The sequence below is a fragment of the Kitasatospora sp. NBC_01246 genome, from assembly GCF_036226505.1.
GTDB lineage: Bacteria > Actinomycetota > Actinomycetes > Streptomycetales > Streptomycetaceae > Kitasatospora.
On the sequence record NZ_CP108484.1, the window covers coordinates 6,770,060 to 6,785,906 of the forward strand.

The following is a 15,847-nucleotide window of genomic DNA, read 5'->3' on the forward strand; positions in this document are numbered from 1 at the left end:
GATCGGGGGTGCTGATCAGAGGTTGCCGCGGCGGTCCTGCTCGCGCTCCAGGGATTCGAAGAGCGCCTTGAAGTTGCCCTTCCCGAAGCCGAGCGAGCCATGCCGCTCGATGAACTCGAAGAACACGGTCGGGCGGTCGCCCTGCGGCTTGGTGAAGATCTGCAGCAGGTAGCCGTCCTCGTCGCGGTCGACCAGGATGCCGCGCTTCTTCAGCTCCTCGACCTCGACCCGGACCTTGCCGATCCGGGCGCGCAGCTCCGGGTCGTCGTAGTACGAGTCGGGGGTGGAGAGGAACTCCACGCCGTTGGCGCGCAGGATGTCGACGGTGGAGAGGATGTCGTTGGTGGCGAGTGCCAGGTGCTGGCAGCCGGGGCCGCCGTAGAACTCCAGGTACTCGTCGATCTGCGACTTCTTCTTGGCGATGGCCGGCTCGTTGAGCGGGAACTTCACCCGGTGGTTGCCGCTGGCGACGACCTTGGACATCAGCGCGGAGTACTCGGTGGCGATGTCGTCGCCGACGAACTCGGCCATGTTCACGAAGCCCATGACGCGGTTGTAGAAGCCGACCCACTCGTCCATCCGGCCGAGCTCGACGTTGCCCACCGCGTGGTCCAGGGCCTGGAAGAGCCGCTTCGGGTGGCCGGCGGTGCGGGCCACCCTGGTCTCGGCGGCCACGAAGCCCGGCAGGTAGGGGCCGTGGTAGCGGGAGCGGTCGATCAGGGTGTGCCGGGTCTCGCCGTAGGTGGCGATGGCGGCGCGGCGCACGGTGCCGTTCTCGTCGGAGACGTCGTTCGGCTCCTCCAGTACGGTGGCGCCCTGGGCGCGGGCGTGCGCGATGCACTTGTCGACGTCCGGCACCTCCAGGGCCAGGTCGACGACGCCGTCGCCGTGCCGGCGGTGGTGGTCCAGCAGCGGGCTGTCCGGGGCGACACCGCCCTTGATCACGAAGCGGCAGGAGCCGGAGCGCAGCACGAAGGCCTTGCGGTCGCGGCGGCCGGTCTCCGGGCCGGAGTAGGCGACCAGCTCCATGCCGAAGACGGACTGGTAGAAGTGGGCCGTCTGGGTGGCGTTGCCCACCACGAACACGATGGCGTCCTGCGCGGTGACAGGGAACGGGTCCGTGGCGGGGTCGTGCTCGACGAGGCCGACGAGGCGGCGGAGCTGCTCGGCGTCGAGACCGGCCTCGCGTTCCTCGGGGGTCAGCTCAAGGGCGTGGGACTGCGGGGTCATCGGTCGTTCCTCCACATTGAGGCCTCGGCATTGAGGCATCCGCTTGAGGCGGCCGCACCGCTGGGTGGGTGGTGCGGCTGAGCGGAGAGCTTGCTCCTGTCGGGGTGGTTGGGCAACAGGTCGGGATTTCACTGTTCAATGTGTACAAGCTGGTCAGGAAATGGCCGGTCCGGCTGCACAAAATGCCTGGTCGTCCGGGGTGGTTCGCGAAAGGTCTGTACGGCGGTCGATCGGGGCCGGTCGGGTCGGTCGGGGCGGTGCCGGGGGTTCGGTTCGGGTCGGTGGGGTCGCTCATGGGGTGGCCGGCGGGCCGGCCGGCAGGTACCGCAGGAACCAGTCGCGGGCCAGCTCGGCGACCCGGTCGAGCGTGCCCGGCTCCTCGAAGAGGTGGCCCGCTTGCGGCACCACCGCCAGTTCACTCTCGCAGCGCAGCCGCGCCCGCGCCTGCCGGTTCAGGTCGATCACCCGGCCGTCCAGGCCGCCCACCACCAGCAGGGTCGGCGCGGTGACCTCGGCCAGCCGGCCGGGACCGGTGAGGTCGGGACGCCCGCCCCGGGACACCACGGCGCGCACCCCCTCGCCCAGCGCGGCGGCCGTCGTGAGCGCGGCGGCCGCACCGGTGCTGGCCCCGAACAGCCCGAGCGGGAGAGCCCGCTCCCGGCCCTCCGGCAGCTCGGGCAGGAGCCCGGCCACGGCGGTCAGCCGGGCCCCGAGCAGCTCGACGTCGAACACCTTCCGCCGGTCCGGCTCCTCGTCCTCGGTGAGCAGGTCGAACAGCAGGGTGGCCAGGCCGGCCCGGTTCAGGGCGGCGGCCACCCGGCGGTTGCGCGGGCTGTGCCGGCCGCTCCCGCTGCCGTGGGCGAACACCACCACGCCGGCCGCGCCCACCGGGACGGTCAGCCGGCCGGCCAGCCGGACACCCGCGACCGGCAGGACCAGCTCACGGTCCACCCCGCCGCCGGGCGCTCCGCTGCCGGCCGCCCCGGCGCCGTCCTGGGCGGGCGCGGCCCGCGCCTCGGCGAGGTGGCGCAGCACCTCCTCGTCACCGGTCTGCGAGAAGTCGCCGTAGAACTCGCCGATCGCGAAGAACGGCGACGGCGTGCCGACGCAGACCAGTTCGTCCGCGATCCCGGCCAGCCGGTCCGTCCAGTCGTCGGGCGCCACCGGAACGGCCAGCACCACCCGGGCCGCCCCCCGGGCCCGGACGATCACGCAGGCGGCCCGGGCCGTGGAGCCGGTGGCGATGCCGTCATCCACCACGACCACGGTGCGGCCGCGCAGCTCCTCGGGCGGGCGCCCGCCCCGGTAGCGGCGGGCCCGCCGCTCCAGCTCCGCGCGCTCGCGCAGCTCGACGTCGGCGAGCTGCCCGGGCGTGATGCCGACCAGCCGGATCACCTCGTCGTTGAGCACCCGGACGCCGTCCTCGCCGATCGCGCCCATGCCCAGCTCGGGCTGGCGGGGCACCCCGAGCTTGCGGATCACGCAGATGTCCAGCGGGGCGCCGAGCGCGGCCGCGACCTCGGCGGCCACCGGGACCCCGCCGCGCGGGAGGGCGACGACGACGGTGCCGGGGCCGCGCAGGTGGCCGAGCAGTGCGGCCAGCCGGCGGCCCGCGTCGGTGCGGTCGGTGAAGTGGGTCCGGGTGCGGTGCATGACGCGGCCTCCGGTTCCACCGTACGTCGGCGGGCGGCGCCGGGGGCTGGCCGTTCCCGTCTCCGGCGGCCGGTGGGTGCCTCGCGCCGCACGCCGTCGCCCCGGCGGCCGGCACCCCCGGGGGGACCGGCACGAAGTACGGGACGTTCGGCAGGGATCCGGTGCACTACCTGCTCCCCTACCTGCGGGCCCGGAGCTGGGAGCGGTCATAGCGCCCGCGCGCCCTGACCTGCCCGTTCCGCGCCCGGCCCTTCGCGGTCCTGCCCCTTCCCGGTCCCGCCCCTTCGTGGTCCTGCCCCGCGCCCGGCCTGTCCCGGTCCTGCCCCGGCCCGTCCCGGTGCCGCTCCGGCCTGTCCCGTGTGCCGACCGGGCCGGGACGGGCAGGGCGGCTCAGGCGCCCGGGGCGTCGGGCGGGCCATCGTCGAGATCGGAGAACCCGGGAAGCCGGAGCAGTCGCAGCAGGAGCGGGAGGTGGATCGCGATGGGCGGCACCACCGCATTCGACCGTCGGATCCAGGCCGGACCGGCCGGCATCCCGCTGGCGGTGCGCCGGGGCGACGGCTCCTGGGCCGAACTCGCCGAGCGGACGGCCGCGTTCGGGGCCGATCGGTTCCTGCTCGTGACCGACGGCGCGGCACCCGCCGACCACCTCGCCAGGGTCCGGGCCATGGCCGCCGCGCAGGCGCCGTGCACCGTCATCGACCTGCGGTCCGCGCCGCTGCCGGATCGGCCTGCCCCGGGCGAGGGCACCGGGGGCCGCACCGTCGTGATCGCCCTCGGCGGTGAGCGGGCCTGCGCCGTCGCGGCCGACCTGCGGCTGCCGACCACCCTGGCGGCGGCCGTCGGGCCCGCGCTCGCGCTGCGGTGCCCGCCCCCCGAGGCCCGCGCGCTGCCCGACCGGACGGCGCCCGCGCTGGTCTGGGTCCGCGGCGATGTGCTGGCCGACCGGCCCGCCGCCGAGACCAGGGCGGGCATGATCGGCGTGATCCGGCACGTGCTCGCCGTCTGCCCGGCGCAGTACGAGGCGCTCGCCGAGGCCCTCGACCCCCAGGCGCGCTACTCCGAGCGCACCGTCGCCGGTTTCCTCGCCGTCTGCGCGGACGCCCGGGCGGCCCTGGTCTGCTTCGACCCGTTCGAGACCGGCCCGGCCCTCGCCCTGGGCTACGGGCGGCGCCTCGGCACATTGGTTCGCCGCCTGGCCGGCCGCCCCTCCGCGCCCGGCGACGCCGAGGCCCTGGGACTCCTGCTCGCCGCCCGCCTCGCGGTCCGGCTCGGCCTGCTGGACTCGGCCGGAGCCTGGGCCCACCGCGAACTGGTCGCCCGCAACGGCTCGGTGACCGGCCTGCCCGGCGGTACGGACGTGGCGGCCCTCGCCGACGCGCTCGGCGCGGCCCTCGCTCCCGGGCCCGGTCTGCTGCTGCTCGCCGGTCTCGGGCGGCCGTCCTGCGTGGACGGCCGGCTGCTCACGCCGGTGGGAGCCGCGCCGGTGCGGGCGGCGGTGGAGGGACTGGGTCCGGTCGGGGTGCCGTCCGGTCGGGTCGCGGAGCTCCTGCCGGTGACCGGCTGAGCGCGGGGTCCCGGTGCGCCGCACCTCCGGACCGGGCGGGCCCGGCAGCGGGCGGGAGCAGGACGGGACACGGTCACCGTGCGACCGGGACGACGGGCGGCACACCGTGGAACGGCAGGGCGGACCGGACCGGGCCGCCGCCGACCAGAAGGAGTCACCGCCATGACGGGCACCGTCATCACCGACCTCCGCCGACGCGGCGCCGTCGACCCCAGCCGCGTGCTGACCGGGCCGCTGCGCGCGGTCGGACTGCGGTGGCTCGACCCGGGCCGCACGACCGAGGTCATCGCCGAGGGCGTCGAGCACGCCCTCTACGTCACCGCCGGTTCGGGGACGGCCACCGGCCCGGACGACGACGCCGAGGAGGCCCCCGACGCCGGGTTCCCGCTGGTCGAGGGCACCGCGCTGACCCTGCCGCTGGGCGGGCGGACGGTACTCACCGCCGGCACGGCGGGGCTGGAGTTCTTCCAGGCCGTCCTGGCCGTTGCCGGCCGTCCGACCGGGTCCGAGGCCCCCGGGCGGTCCGGGGGAAGGCGGCGCGCCGACGGCCACGCCGGGGCGCGCCCCGCAGGTGACGGCCCGGGAACAGCCCGTCCGGACCGGCCCCCGCGCCCCCGGCGGTCCGCCGATCCGGAGCACCCCGAGCAGCCACAGCACCCCGAGCACCCCGAGCAGCCACAGCACCCCGAGCACCCCGAACATCCCGAGCACCCCGAACATCCGAAGGGAGGCGAGTCACGGTGATCGTCACCACCGCCGCAGGCTCCGCCGCCGTCATCCTGGGTCCGAACGGCGAACGGATCCGCCTCCGCTGCCTGGCCCGCCGCTCCATGCTCGCCAGTGCCTGCGAGTCCTTCGACCACCTGCGGCTGAGCCCCGGCGCCCGCCACACGCTGCCGGGGCAGGCCGGGACCGAGGTCGCCCTCCATGTGCTGCGCGGCTCCCTCCTCGTGGGGCAGACGCCCGGTGAACCGAACCACCTGGCGGTCGACGGCGACCTCCTGCTGGCCCGCCGGGGCACCCCGCTCCGACTGGAGGCCGGACCGCTGGGTGCCGAACTGCTCTGCCTCACCCTGGCCGCGGCCCCCCGCGCCACCGCCCGCCCGGCCCCGGCCCGGCGGCGCACCGAGTGGCGTACCCGCCCCTGACCCGCCCCGAGCCCGCCGGCCCTCCCGGCCCGGGTGCTCCACTCCGGAGCGCCCGGGCCGGACGGCTGTCCCGGCCCCACGCCCGCAGGTGCACCCCGGCCTGCCCCGACCCGCGCCGGGGCCGCCCCACGTGCGCGGGGCCGTACCGCGTCCGGTCCTGCGCGGGCCGCCGCCCCGTTCGCCGCCCTGTCCGCCGTCCCGTCCGAAGTCCCGTCCGAAGTCCCGGAGTGGGACCGGAACGGGACGGCGGGCCCATGCGCCCGGGGCGGCGGCCCGCGCAGGGTGGAGGAAGAACGGCCGACCGGCCCGAACCGGTCGGAAGTCGAAGGATCTGGAGCATTTCCCATGGCAACGAACACGGCAACGAAGACGTTCTGCGTCGCGTCCGTACTCGTCGGCCTGGCCGCGGCAGCCGTCGTGTGTCGGAACGTCGTCGACGGCGCGGCAACCACCCCCGCCCCTTCGCCCAAGCGCGGTGGGACCACGAACAGGTGCAAGCCCGGGGAGAAGGACTGCAAGGGCTGAGGCGCCGTCCGTCTCCGTCCCCCTGAACCCGTCGCCGCCCCCGGTGCAGCCCGCACCGGGGGCGGCGGCCGTTCCTCATGCCGTGCCCGCGCCGCCCTTGGACGGGAAGCGGGGGAGCACGGCCCGCACCCGGGTCCCGTGTTCCCGGGGCAGCGGTGCCACCGTGCAGCTGCCGCCGATCTCGGCGGCCCGGTCGGCCATCGACCGGACCCCGACCCCGCTCCCCTCGCCGCCCGCGGGCTCGGGCAGGGCGTCGCCGTCCGCCTCCCGCCGGTAGCCGACCCCGTCGTCCTGCACGGTCAGCGTCAGCGTCTCGTCGTCCACCCGGACCACCACCTCGGCGCGTTCGGCGCGGGCGTGCCGCAGGACGTTGTTCAGCGCCTCGGCGGTGATCCGGTAGACGGCCACCTCGACGGCGGCCGGCAGGGGCGGCAGGGGGTCGGGGGTCACGGTGGCGTCGACGGCGAGTCCGGCGCCGCTGAAGGTGAGCGCGAGGTGCTGGACGGCCCGGGCCAGCCCGAACTCGCCCAGCGGGGCGGGCCCGAGGCGGTCGGTGATCCGCCGGACCTCCTTGATCGCCAGCGCGAGGTCGCCCGAGATCCCGGTCAGCGTCCGCGCCATCTCCCCGCCGGTGTCCGCGGCCCGAGCCTCCTCCCCGGCGGCCCCGGAGACCCCGGTGGCCGCGGCGACCCCGGCCGCCGCCGAGGCGACGTTGTCCACCCGCAGCCGGAGCCCGGCCAGCACGGGGCCGAGCCCGTCGTGGATGTCCCGGCGCAGCCAGCGCCGCTCCTCCTCCCGCGCCGCGACGATCTGCGCCCGGCTCGCCTGGAGGTCCTCCTGCAACCGCAGCGAGGCGACGGCGGGCGAGACCTGGTCGGCGAGCGAGCGCAGGATGTCGATGTCGCCGGCCTCCAGCCGCTCCTCGCCCTCGCGCAGCCCGACCGTCAACTCCCCGATCGTCGTGCCGTGGTGGACCAGGGCGAAGGCCTGGTCCGGTCCGTCCGCCCGGCCCACGGCGGCCAGCGGGCGGCGGCCGGCCCGGGTGGTGACGCTCAGCGCGACCCCGGGCAGCCGCAGCTCCTCCGCGACGGTGCCGCACAGGACGGCCGGCAGCCGCTCGGGGTCCACCACCTGCCGGACCCGTCCGGCCAGGGTGCGCAGGACCTGGTAGGGCTGGGCGCGGCCGCCGTAGTAGAGCCGGTCGATCACCCCGACCGCCCACCGGGCGGCCCGGGGCAGGGCGGCGCCGAGCCCGAACACCAGGGCGATCAGCGTCAGCCCGGCCGCACCCCGGCCCGGGACCAGCCAGCCGGAGAGCACGGCGGCCACCACCACGAACAGCGTGGTCAGCCCGGTGGCCAGGAGCAGTCCGGTCAGTACCGACCGGGCCGCCCGGTCGAGCCGCCAGCCGCCGTCGCGGATCACCAGGTGGGCGACGGCGACCGCCCAGACCGCGCCGGCGGCGGTGAACAGCCCGTAGCTGAGCCAATAGTCGCTCTGGAAGCTGCGGTTGTAGTAGTCCTCCAGCCCGGCCCAGAGCAGGTAGGCGCCCAGCATGCCCGCCACGTGCGCCCGGTGGGCCGGGTGCTGCGGCCGGGGCGCGCCGTCGCGGCCGCGCTCCGGACGGGGGGAGGGGCGGAGCAGCCGGACCAGCAGGACGGCGGCGGCGAAGCCGACGAACAGGAAGTTCGCCGGTTCGTAGAGGCTGTCCAGGTGGTCGGCGATCGAGCCGAAGAACCGGGCGGGCGCGCCGTCGGCGAGCGGGTTCGGCCGGCCGTACGAGGTCGCGTGGCCCAGGAACGACAGGCCGTCCGGGATCTCCCAGAGCGCGACGGCACCGATGTAGAGCCACCACCGGCGGTCGGTGAGCCGGCCGTACGGGAGCCAGAGCGGCAGGACGTAGAACAGGGTCTGGCTGATCGTGTTGCAGACCGACCGCAGCACCGCCATCGCCCCCGCGAGGCGCGGATCGGAGAGTTCCACCCAGACGGGTGCCCCAGCGGCGCTGGGCAGCATCGAGGTCAGGGCGTAGACCAGCATCACCCAGCCGAGCGGGCTGCCCGGGCGGTGGGCGTGCAGCAGCATCCCGGCACCGGCGGTGGGCAGTGCGTAGAGCAGGACGGCGAGTTGGTCCCGGGGGCGGTCGACCCCGGGCGTACCGAGGTGGACGAGCACGTAGCAGGTCCAGAGGGTGGCGACGGCCAGGCAGAGGGCCGTGCAGGCCGCTGCGGCGGCGAGCTGCCGTTGGGCGGGCGTCCGGCGGGCGGAGGGCCCGGTGGCAGTCCGCGGCCGGGTCGGGATCACCGTGATCATGGCACCGCCTCGCAACGGGCTCGGGAGAGGTCCGGCGGCAGCCGCGCGCCGGGCACCATTTCAGTCTCGACCGCCCGCCGTCCCGGGCGCATGGGGCAGCGGTCTCGTCCTCGGCACGGTGGTCCGTCGCCGCACATCGATCCGCGCATGTCACAGAGAGTCACTCCCGCATCGCTGGTAGTGTCGGCCAGGTGGACCAACAGCACCCCGTCGAACCGCCCGCCCCGCAGCCGGACGATCGGCCCCGGGCCGCGCCGCCGGGAGCGGGCGACGGCTCCGGCGCACCGGGAGCGCCGTCCGGCCCGGTCGGCGGGCAGGTCCCGGAGGCCCCCGGGCCGTCGGGCGAGGAGCGGGAGGACTCCTCCGTCCGGGTCCTGATCGTCGACGACCACCCGCTGTTCCGGGAGGGCCTCAGGGCGGCGCTGGAGAGCGCCGAGGGGATCGCCGTGGTGGCCGAGGCGGAGCGGGTCGGCGAGGTCGCGGCCGCCGTCGCCCGCAGCCGCCCGGACGTGGTCGTGATGGACCTCTCGCTGCCGGACGGCTCCGGGCTGGAGGCCGCGCGCCGGCTCGCCGAGCGGCAGCCGTCCCCGCCGGTGCTGATGCTGACCATGTCGGACGACGACGGCAGCCTGCTCGCCGCGCTCCAGGCGGGCGCGCGCGGCTACCTGGTCAAGGGCGCCGGCCGGGAGGAGGTGCTGCACGCGGTGCGGACGGTCGCGGCGGGCGGGGCGGTGTTCGGCGCGGACGTGGCCGGGCGGATCACGGCGCTGCTGGCGGGCGCCCGGCTGCGCGAGGCCGGGCAGCTGTTCCCCGCGCTCACCGCGCGCGAGGCGGAGGTGCTCGACCTGGTGGCGCGCGGGCTGGACAACCGGCGGATCGCCCGGGAGCTGGTGGTGGCGGAGAAGACGGTCCGCAACCACGTGACGCACATCTTCGAGAAGCTGCACGTCGCCACCCGGGCCGAGGCGGTGGCCCGGGCACGCGACATGGGACTCGGCGACGGCTGAGGCGGCCGGCACCGGGGCGGGCGCGGGGCGGGGCACGGAGCGGACCGCCGCCCCGCGCGCCCGGGACGCCAGGAAGCCGAGGATGCGGGGGAGGAGGCCCACATGAGCGAACCGGTGCCGGCGATCGGCGCCCGGCAGGCCGGTCCGACCCGGGCGTACTGGGTCTGTGCCGCGACGCTGCTCTCCGGCCTCGGCTGGGTGCTGCTGGCCCTCGTCCACCAGGACGCCCCGTGGACCGACGCGTTCCTGCTCCACGACGGCCAGACGGTGCTGCTCGGCTTCGGCTTCGCGCTCTCCGGGGTGCTCGTCCTGGCCCATCGGGCCGGACCGGACTCCTCCCCGCCGGGCGCCGTCGGCGGTCCCGGCCCCACCGACCCCGGCCGGACCGCCCCGGCCGCCGCCGCTCCCCCCGGACTCGGCCTCGGAGTGGTCCTGCTGGCCGCCGGCTTCGGCGGCTGCCTCTCCCGCTTCGTGCTGTTCGCGGCCAGGGCGGCCGGGGCCGGCCCGGTGGCGGAGGCCGTCGGGGCGGCCTTGCTGCTCGCCTCCGTCACCCTGTTCGTCTTCCTGGCCATCGCCCTGCCGCTCTGGCTCCCGGAGGGGCGGCTGCCCGGCGGCCCCGCGGGCCGGGCGTTCGTGGTCGTGGTGGCGCTCTGGAGCGCCTGCCACGCCTGCGTGGTCCGGCTCGGGGCGCCGCTGCCCTACTTCGGCGACGTCCTGGTGCCGCAGGGCGAGGGGCTGCCGCTGGACGAATGGCGGGTCACGCCGGTCTCCTGGGCGCTCGTCGCGGTCAGCCTGACGGTGGCCGCGGTGCGCTGGCGCCGCTCGGACCGGCCGCACCGGGCGGTCGCGGCGGTGCTCGTCCCCTACCTGATCTGGTTGGTCACCACCAACATCGCGCTCAGGCTGGGGACCTCCGAGAGCATCGCGGCGGTCGCCTACTTCACCGGCTCGGCGCTGTGGATGCTCGGCGCGGTCGGGTACGGCTTCACCCGGGACCGCTCGCGCTACCTGGACCGGGCGACCCGGCGGATGCTCAGCGTCCTCGCCCTGACCGCCGTGCTGATCTCCGGCTACCTCGGCATCGCGCTGCTGCTGCGCCGCGCGTTGCCGCAGGCCAGTACCGCCGGCGCCCAGCTCCTCGCGGCCGGGGCGCTCGCCATCGGGGGGTTGATCGGCCCGACCACCCGCTGGGTGGTCCGCGCCGTCGACCGCTTCTACTACGGCGAGCGGGCCCGCCCGTACCAGGTGGTGCGCGCGCTCGCCGAGCGGCTCAGCCGGGCCGTCAGTCCCGCCGACGCGCCGCCGCTGCTCTGCGAGACCGTGGTCGGCGCCCTCGGCCTGCCCGGGGCCCGGGTGGTCCTGCACACCAGCAGCGGTCCGCACGAACTCGCCTCGGTGGGCACCGTCGGTCCCGACAGCCAGGTGTTCCCGCTCAGTTACGAGGGCATGGTGATCGGCGGCCTCTGCGCGCCGCCGCGCGCCGGGCAGCCCGTGCTGGACGCCCAGGACCACGAGGTGCTGCGGTTCCTCGCCGACCAGGCCGCGCCCGCCATCGCCTCGCTGCGGATGTACGAGGAGGTCCAGTCCGGCCGGCGGCAGATCGTGCTGGCCCGGGAGGAGGAGCGGCGCCGGCTGCGGCACGACCTGCACGACGGGCTCGGGCCGACCCTGTCCGGACTGCGGCTCGGCATCGACACCGCGCGGGCCGCCGTCCCCGAGGACTCCCCGGCCGCCCGCTCGCTGCGCGCGGTGTCGGCCGGGATCGGCCAGGCGATCGTCGAACTGCGCCGGATCACCGAGGGGTTGGCGCCCGCCGCGCTGGCCGGCCAGGGCCTGGCGGAGGCGCTGCGGCGACTGGTCGCCGGACTGGACGGGGAGCGGGTCCGGCTCAGCCTGGAGCTCGACCCGGACCCGCCGCCGGTGCTGCCGGCCGCCGTCGAGGTGGCGGTGCTGCGGATCGGCGGCGAGGCGCTGAACAACGTGCTGCGCCACGCGGGCGCCACCGAGGCCCGGTTGACGCTGCGGGTCCGCCCGCACGAGGTGGTGGTCGAGGCCCGGGACGACGGCCGGGGCTTCCCGGCGGCCCCCGCGGGCGGCGGCGAACCCGGCGCCGCCGAGCAGGACGGCGCCGGCCGCCGCGGTGCCCACCGGGCCGGATCCGGGCTCGGGCTGCGCTCGATGGCCGAGCGCGCCGAGGAGTTGGGCGGCGCCTTCACGGCCGTGAACCACCCCGGCGGCGCCCTCGTCCGGGCGGTGCTGCCCCGGATGCCGGTCGTGTCCGAAACGACGGCCCCGACCACGGACGGAGCCGACCGCCCGCGGCGGGCCCCTTGACGGAAGCCGGGGTTGGCCCAATCATCATGGTCGCGTCAACTTCGCGGCTGTGCCCCCGCTGTCACCGCTCCCCGACCGGGCTGTCCCGGCCGGCAGCCCTGTTCCCGGCCGGACCCCAACCCGGCCGCCCCTACGACCCGATGGCCCTCCGCGAGGCTGTGCGCTTCCGTTCTGCCCCATCAGAATCTGGAGCCTCCATTGAACGAGCGCGCCTCGCGGCGATCCCGCCTGCGCCGATCCGCCCTGTCGACCGGGGCGGTCGTCACACTCGCCGCCGCCCTGTTCGCCCCCGCCGCCGTCGCGGCCCCCGCCGCCCCGGTGGCACCCGAGGCCCCCCGGGCCGTCGCCGCCGCCCCCGACATCCCGGTCGCCAACGTCAAGGCGCACCTGGCCCAGCTGCAGTCGATAGCCACCGCCAACGGCGGCAACCGTGCCCACGGCCGTACCGGCTACAAGGCGTCGATCGACTACGTGAAGGGCAAGTTGGACGCGGCGGGCTTCACCACCGCGCTGAAGACCTTCACCTACAACGGCTCGACCGGCTACAACCTCATCGCCGACTGGCCGGGCGGCGACACCTCGCACGTCGTGATGGCCGGCGCCCACCTGGACTCCGTCACCGGCGGTCCGGGCATCAACGACAACGGCTCCGGCTCGGCCGGCATCCTGGAGACCGCGCTGGCCGTCTCCCGGGCCGGCCTCCAGCCCACCAAGCACCTGCGGTTCGGCTGGTGGGGCGCCGAGGAGTACGGCATGGTCGGCTCCAAGAACTACGTCAACAGCCTTCCCGCCGCCGAGCGTTCGAAGATCGACACGTATCTGAACTTCGACATGATCGGCTCGCCGAACCCGGGCTACTTCACCTACCGCTACGACTCCGCGCTGGACGCGCTGTTCCGCGACTACTTCGCGGGCATCGGGATCAGCACCGAGCAGGACTTCGAGGGCGACGGCCGCTCCGACCACGCCCCGTTCCAGGACGCGGGCATCCGGGTCGGCGGCCTGTTCAGCGGCGCCGACTACACCAAGACCGCCGCCCAGGCGGCCAAGTGGGGCGGGACGGCCGGCCAGGCCTTCGACCGCTGCTACCACTCCTCCTGCGACACCAGCGCCAACATCAACGACACCGCGCTGGACCGGATGACCGACGCCATCGCGTACGCCGTCTGGACGCTCTCGGCCGGTACCACCACGCCGCCCACCGGCACCGTCTTCGAGACCACCACCGACGTCCAGATCCCGGACTACGGCGCCGCGGTGACCTCCGACCTCGCCGTCACCGGCCGGACCGGCAACGCGCCCGCCGCCCTCCAGGTCGCGGTGGACATCAAGCACACCTACCGCGGTGACCTGGTGGTCGACCTGGTCGCGCCGAACGGCACGACGTTCCGGCTGAAGAACTCCAGCGGCAACGACTCCGCGGCCAACGTCCAGGCCACCTACACCGTCGACGCCTCCGCGGTGCCGGCCAACGGCACCTGGAAGCTCAAGGTGCAGGACATCGCGCGCCAGGACACCGGCTACGTCGACAGCTGGAAGCTCACCTTCTGACGAAGGCGCGCGAGGACGTAGGCACGCGAAAGGGGGTGCCGGCCGCGGCCGGCACCCCCGTCCAGCGCAGGTTACGGCTGCATCTCGTACGCGCCGGACAGCGCCTCGACCATGGACCACACCTTGGCGGCCCGCTCGCCGTCCGCGACCGGGCGGCGGACGTTGGCCAGCGCCCACGCCGCCTGCGCCTCGGTGGTCGAGGCCTTCCCGTGCAGCTCGGTGGCGTGCTTCGAGAAGTCCCGCACCAGCGCGTCGAAGACCTGGTCCAGCAGGTCCGCGTCCAGCCCGGTCAGCTCGGCCTGCTCCAGCACCAGCTGGCCGTAGACGATCAGCGCGAAGAGCTGGCCGATCTCCAGCAGGAAGTCCAGGTCGGCCTGTTGCGCCTCGCTCGGCGCGTCGGTCAGCAGCAGGTCGCAGAACCCGTCGGCCTGCTCGCGGAAGCGGGCCACGTTCGGCAGGTGCGCGAAGGCGTCGTAGGCCTTGCGCCAGTCGTGGAAGCGGATCGCGCCGAGGCCGCGGGCCGGGCCCTGGCGGAACAGGAACTCGTCGTCGGCCGCGTCCAGTCGGGTGGGCACCGGCGCGTAGTCGGCCGGGTTGAAGAGGTAGTTGCCCATGAACTTGAGGATCAGCGCCAGGTTGACGTGGACGGTGCCCTCCAGCTTCGGCAGACCGCGGATGTCCTTCGCGGCCTTGTCGAAGTAGGTGTCCGCCTCGAAGCCCTTGGCCGCGATGACGTCCCACATCAGGTCGATGACCTTCTCGCCCTCGGTGGTGACCTTCATCTTGGTCATCGGGTTGAAGAGCAGGTAGCGGCGGTCCTCGGGCGAGGCGGTGCGGAAGTAGTCCACCGCACGGTCGGAGAACAGCTTCATCGCCACCAGGCGGGCGTACGCGTCGGTCAGCTCGCGCCGCACGTGCGGGAAGTCGGTGACCTTCTTCCCGTACAGCACCCGGTTCTGGGCGTGCGTGACGGCCTCGTACATCGCGTGCTCGCAGATGCCGACCGAGGCCGTGCAGAGGTTGAACTTGCCGACGTTGACGGTGTTCAGCGCGGCGTCGAAGGCGGCCTTGCCGGTGTGCAGCACGTCCTCGGCGCGCACCGGGTAGTCCTCCAGCCGGAACTCGCTGACGTACATCTGGGCGTTCACGACGTTCTTGACCAGGTGGTACGCCTCGTGGCGGCTGTCGGCGGCGAAGAAGACGTAGCCCTCCGGGCCGTCGACGTCCGAGCGGCGGCCGAAGACCGAGACCAGGCCGGCGACGTTGCCGTTGCCGATGTAGTACTTGGAGCCGGTGGCGGTGAAGCCGCCCTCGCCGTCCGGGGTGAGGATCATGTCGGTGGAGTAGATGTCGGCGCCGTGGCTGCGCTCGGAGAGCCCGAACGCCATCACGTGACCCTCCGCCAGGAGCTGGGCGGCGCGCGCCCGGACGGCCTCGTTCCCGCTCTGCCAGACCGGCCCCAGGCCGAGCACGGTGACCTGCCAGGTGTACCAGTAGCCCAGCCCGTAGAAGCCGAGGATCTCGTTCAGCTCGGCGATCCGGGCGGTGTCCCAGCGCTTCTCCGGGTCGACCGAGGAGGGCGTCAGGAACTCCGCGAACAGGCCCTCCTTCGCCGCGAATTCGAGGAAGTCGGCGTACCAGCTGCGGTCGATGTACGTGTCGATCAGCGCCTTCTTGCCGCGGGACTCGAACCAGTCCACGGTCGCGCGCAGCAGTCGGCGGGTCGGCTCGTCGAACTGCGCGGGGTCGTACGTACGCGGGTTGAAGAGCATCACGGGCTCCCGGGGGTCGAGGGTGGTGATCGGATGGGGCGTGGAGTTCTCGTCCGTCGGCGGAGCCGGGGGGTTCAGGCCCCGGTCCGGTCGGCGGCGAGGCGGTGCAGGGTGGCGAGCACGTCGTCCAGCCAGGCGAGGGTCATCCGCTCGTACTCGATCCCGCCGCGCAGCACCACGTGCTGCAGCTGCTGCCGGGCGTCGAGGGCGGCCGGGTCGGGGAAGTCCCGCTGCTCGCCGTGCAGGTAGCGGGCGAGCAGGGCGGCATGGCTCTCGCGGTGCCGCTCGACCTCGGAGAGCAGGGCGGCCGGGTCATCGAAGGCGGCCGCGCGGATCTTGACCGCCAGCTCGTGCCGGACGGTCTCCGGTTCGACCGGTTCGCGCAGCCAGCCGGCCAGCGCCGCCCGGCCGGGACCGGCCGCGGAGTAGACCTTCTTGTCCGGCCGGCCGTCCTGGGCGACCTCCTCGGCGGAGATCCAGCCGTCCGCCTCCATCCGCCGCAGCACCCGGTAGATCTGCTGGTGGGTGGCGGTCCAGAAGCGTCCGATGGAGCGGTCGAACCGCCGGGCCAGCTCGTAGCCGGAGCCGGGCTGCTCCAGCAGCGAGACGAGGATCGCGTGCTCCAGTGCCATGGCGGCATCCTGCTATGCAACGAGTTGCATAGGCAAGGGCGCCCCGGCCGGGTGAGACGCAGCTCACCGCGGTGCGCGCCGGGTGTGGGCGGTGAGGTTAGCTTCTCGGGCGAAA

Annotated in this window: 11 protein-coding genes; 6 read left to right on the plus strand and 5 right to left on the minus strand. The window is 75.0% G+C overall.

The annotated features are described in order from the left end of the window. Positions 1-15 precede the first annotated feature (15 nt). Complete coding sequence (gene hppD / locus OG618_RS28680; protein WP_329490446.1) at positions 16-1,230, minus strand: 4-hydroxyphenylpyruvate dioxygenase; 1,215 nt, start codon at positions 1,228-1,230, stop codon at positions 16-18. 291 nt (positions 1,231-1,521) lie between these two features. After that, complete coding sequence (locus tag OG618_RS28685; protein ID WP_329490447.1) at positions 1,522-2,883, minus strand: phosphoribosyltransferase family protein; 1,362 nt, start codon at positions 2,881-2,883, stop codon at positions 1,522-1,524. Positions 2,884-3,364: 481 nt separating this feature from the next. On the opposite strand from OG618_RS28685, the gene OG618_RS28690 reads away from it, so the two are divergent. The 3 genes from OG618_RS28690 (at position 3,365) to OG618_RS28700 (ending at position 5,598) form a co-directional block, all read left to right on the plus strand. After that, a complete protein-coding gene (locus OG618_RS28690; protein WP_329490448.1) occupies positions 3,365-4,450 on the plus strand; it encodes a hypothetical protein in 1,086 nt (361 codons plus the stop codon). A 162-nt stretch (positions 4,451-4,612) separates the two neighbouring features. Then, positions 4,613-5,194, plus strand: a complete 582-nt coding sequence (locus OG618_RS28695; RefSeq protein ID WP_329490449.1) for a hypothetical protein — start codon at positions 4,613-4,615, stop codon at positions 5,192-5,194. Next, the gene (locus tag OG618_RS28700) at positions 5,191-5,598 is read left to right on the plus strand and encodes a hypothetical protein (protein ID WP_329490450.1); all 408 of its coding nucleotides are present in this window, start codon (positions 5,191-5,193) and stop codon (positions 5,596-5,598) included. The genes OG618_RS28695 and OG618_RS28700 overlap by 4 nt, the downstream gene beginning before the upstream one ends. 600 nt (positions 5,599-6,198) lie before the next feature. On the opposite strand, the gene OG618_RS28705 is transcribed toward OG618_RS28700, so the two are convergent. Next, complete coding sequence (locus OG618_RS28705) at positions 6,199-8,436, minus strand: GAF domain-containing sensor histidine kinase (RefSeq protein ID WP_329490451.1); 2,238 nt, start codon at positions 8,434-8,436, stop codon at positions 6,199-6,201. A gap of 374 nt (positions 8,437-8,810) precedes the next feature. Here OG618_RS28705 and OG618_RS28710 point away from each other — a divergent pair, with 374 nt between their 5' ends. The 3 genes from OG618_RS28710 to OG618_RS28720 all read left to right on the plus strand — a co-directional run bounded on the left by OG618_RS28710 (position 8,811) and on the right by OG618_RS28720 (position 13,328). Next, positions 8,811-9,443, plus strand: a complete 633-nt coding sequence (locus tag OG618_RS28710; RefSeq protein WP_329492323.1) for a response regulator transcription factor — start codon at positions 8,811-8,813, stop codon at positions 9,441-9,443. A 102-nt stretch (positions 9,444-9,545) separates the two neighbouring features. Continuing rightward, positions 9,546-11,777 carry a sensor histidine kinase gene (locus OG618_RS28715; protein ID WP_329490452.1) on the plus strand — a complete coding sequence of 744 codons (2,232 nt, stop codon included), beginning with the start codon at positions 9,546-9,548 and terminating at the stop codon, positions 11,775-11,777. Between the two features lie 243 nt (positions 11,778-12,020). Continuing rightward, positions 12,021-13,328: a M28 family metallopeptidase gene (locus OG618_RS28720; protein ID WP_396488188.1), complete on the plus strand. Its 1,308-nt coding sequence runs from the start codon at positions 12,021-12,023 to the stop codon at positions 13,326-13,328. 71 nt (positions 13,329-13,399) lie between these two features. On the opposite strand, the gene OG618_RS28725 is transcribed toward OG618_RS28720, so the two are convergent. Both OG618_RS28725 and OG618_RS28730 read right to left on the minus strand, forming a co-directional pair. Next, positions 13,400-15,100: an acyl-CoA dehydrogenase family protein gene (locus tag OG618_RS28725; RefSeq protein WP_329490453.1), complete on the minus strand. Its 1,701-nt coding sequence runs from the start codon at positions 15,098-15,100 to the stop codon at positions 13,400-13,402. Positions 15,101-15,174: 74 nt separating this feature from the next. Beyond that, positions 15,175-15,732: a PadR family transcriptional regulator gene (locus tag OG618_RS28730; RefSeq protein ID WP_329490454.1), complete on the minus strand. Its 558-nt coding sequence runs from the start codon at positions 15,730-15,732 to the stop codon at positions 15,175-15,177. Positions 15,733-15,847 lie beyond the last annotated feature (115 nt).

Excerpts from the sequence above, each read along its gene's own strand:
- hppD (WP_329490446.1), bottom strand. The coding sequence starts at position 1,230 with ATGACCCCGCAGTCCCACGCCCTTGAGCTGACCCCCGAGGAACGCGAG.
- OG618_RS28685 (WP_329490447.1), bottom strand. The coding sequence starts at position 2,883 with ATGCACCGCACCCGGACCCACTTCACCGACCGCACCGACGCGGGCCGC.
- OG618_RS28690 (WP_329490448.1), top strand. The coding sequence starts at position 3,365 with ATGGGCGGCACCACCGCATTCGACCGTCGGATCCAGGCCGGACCGGCC.
- OG618_RS28695 (WP_329490449.1), top strand. The coding sequence starts at position 4,613 with ATGACGGGCACCGTCATCACCGACCTCCGCCGACGCGGCGCCGTCGAC.
- OG618_RS28705 (WP_329490451.1), bottom strand. The coding sequence starts at position 8,436 with ATGATCACGGTGATCCCGACCCGGCCGCGGACTGCCACCGGGCCCTCC.
- OG618_RS28715 (WP_329490452.1), top strand. The coding sequence starts at position 9,546 with ATGAGCGAACCGGTGCCGGCGATCGGCGCCCGGCAGGCCGGTCCGACC.
- OG618_RS28725 (WP_329490453.1), bottom strand. The coding sequence starts at position 15,100 with ATGCTCTTCAACCCGCGTACGTACGACCCCGCGCAGTTCGACGAGCCG.
- OG618_RS28730 (WP_329490454.1), bottom strand. The coding sequence starts at position 15,732 with ATGGCACTGGAGCACGCGATCCTCGTCTCGCTGCTGGAGCAGCCCGGC.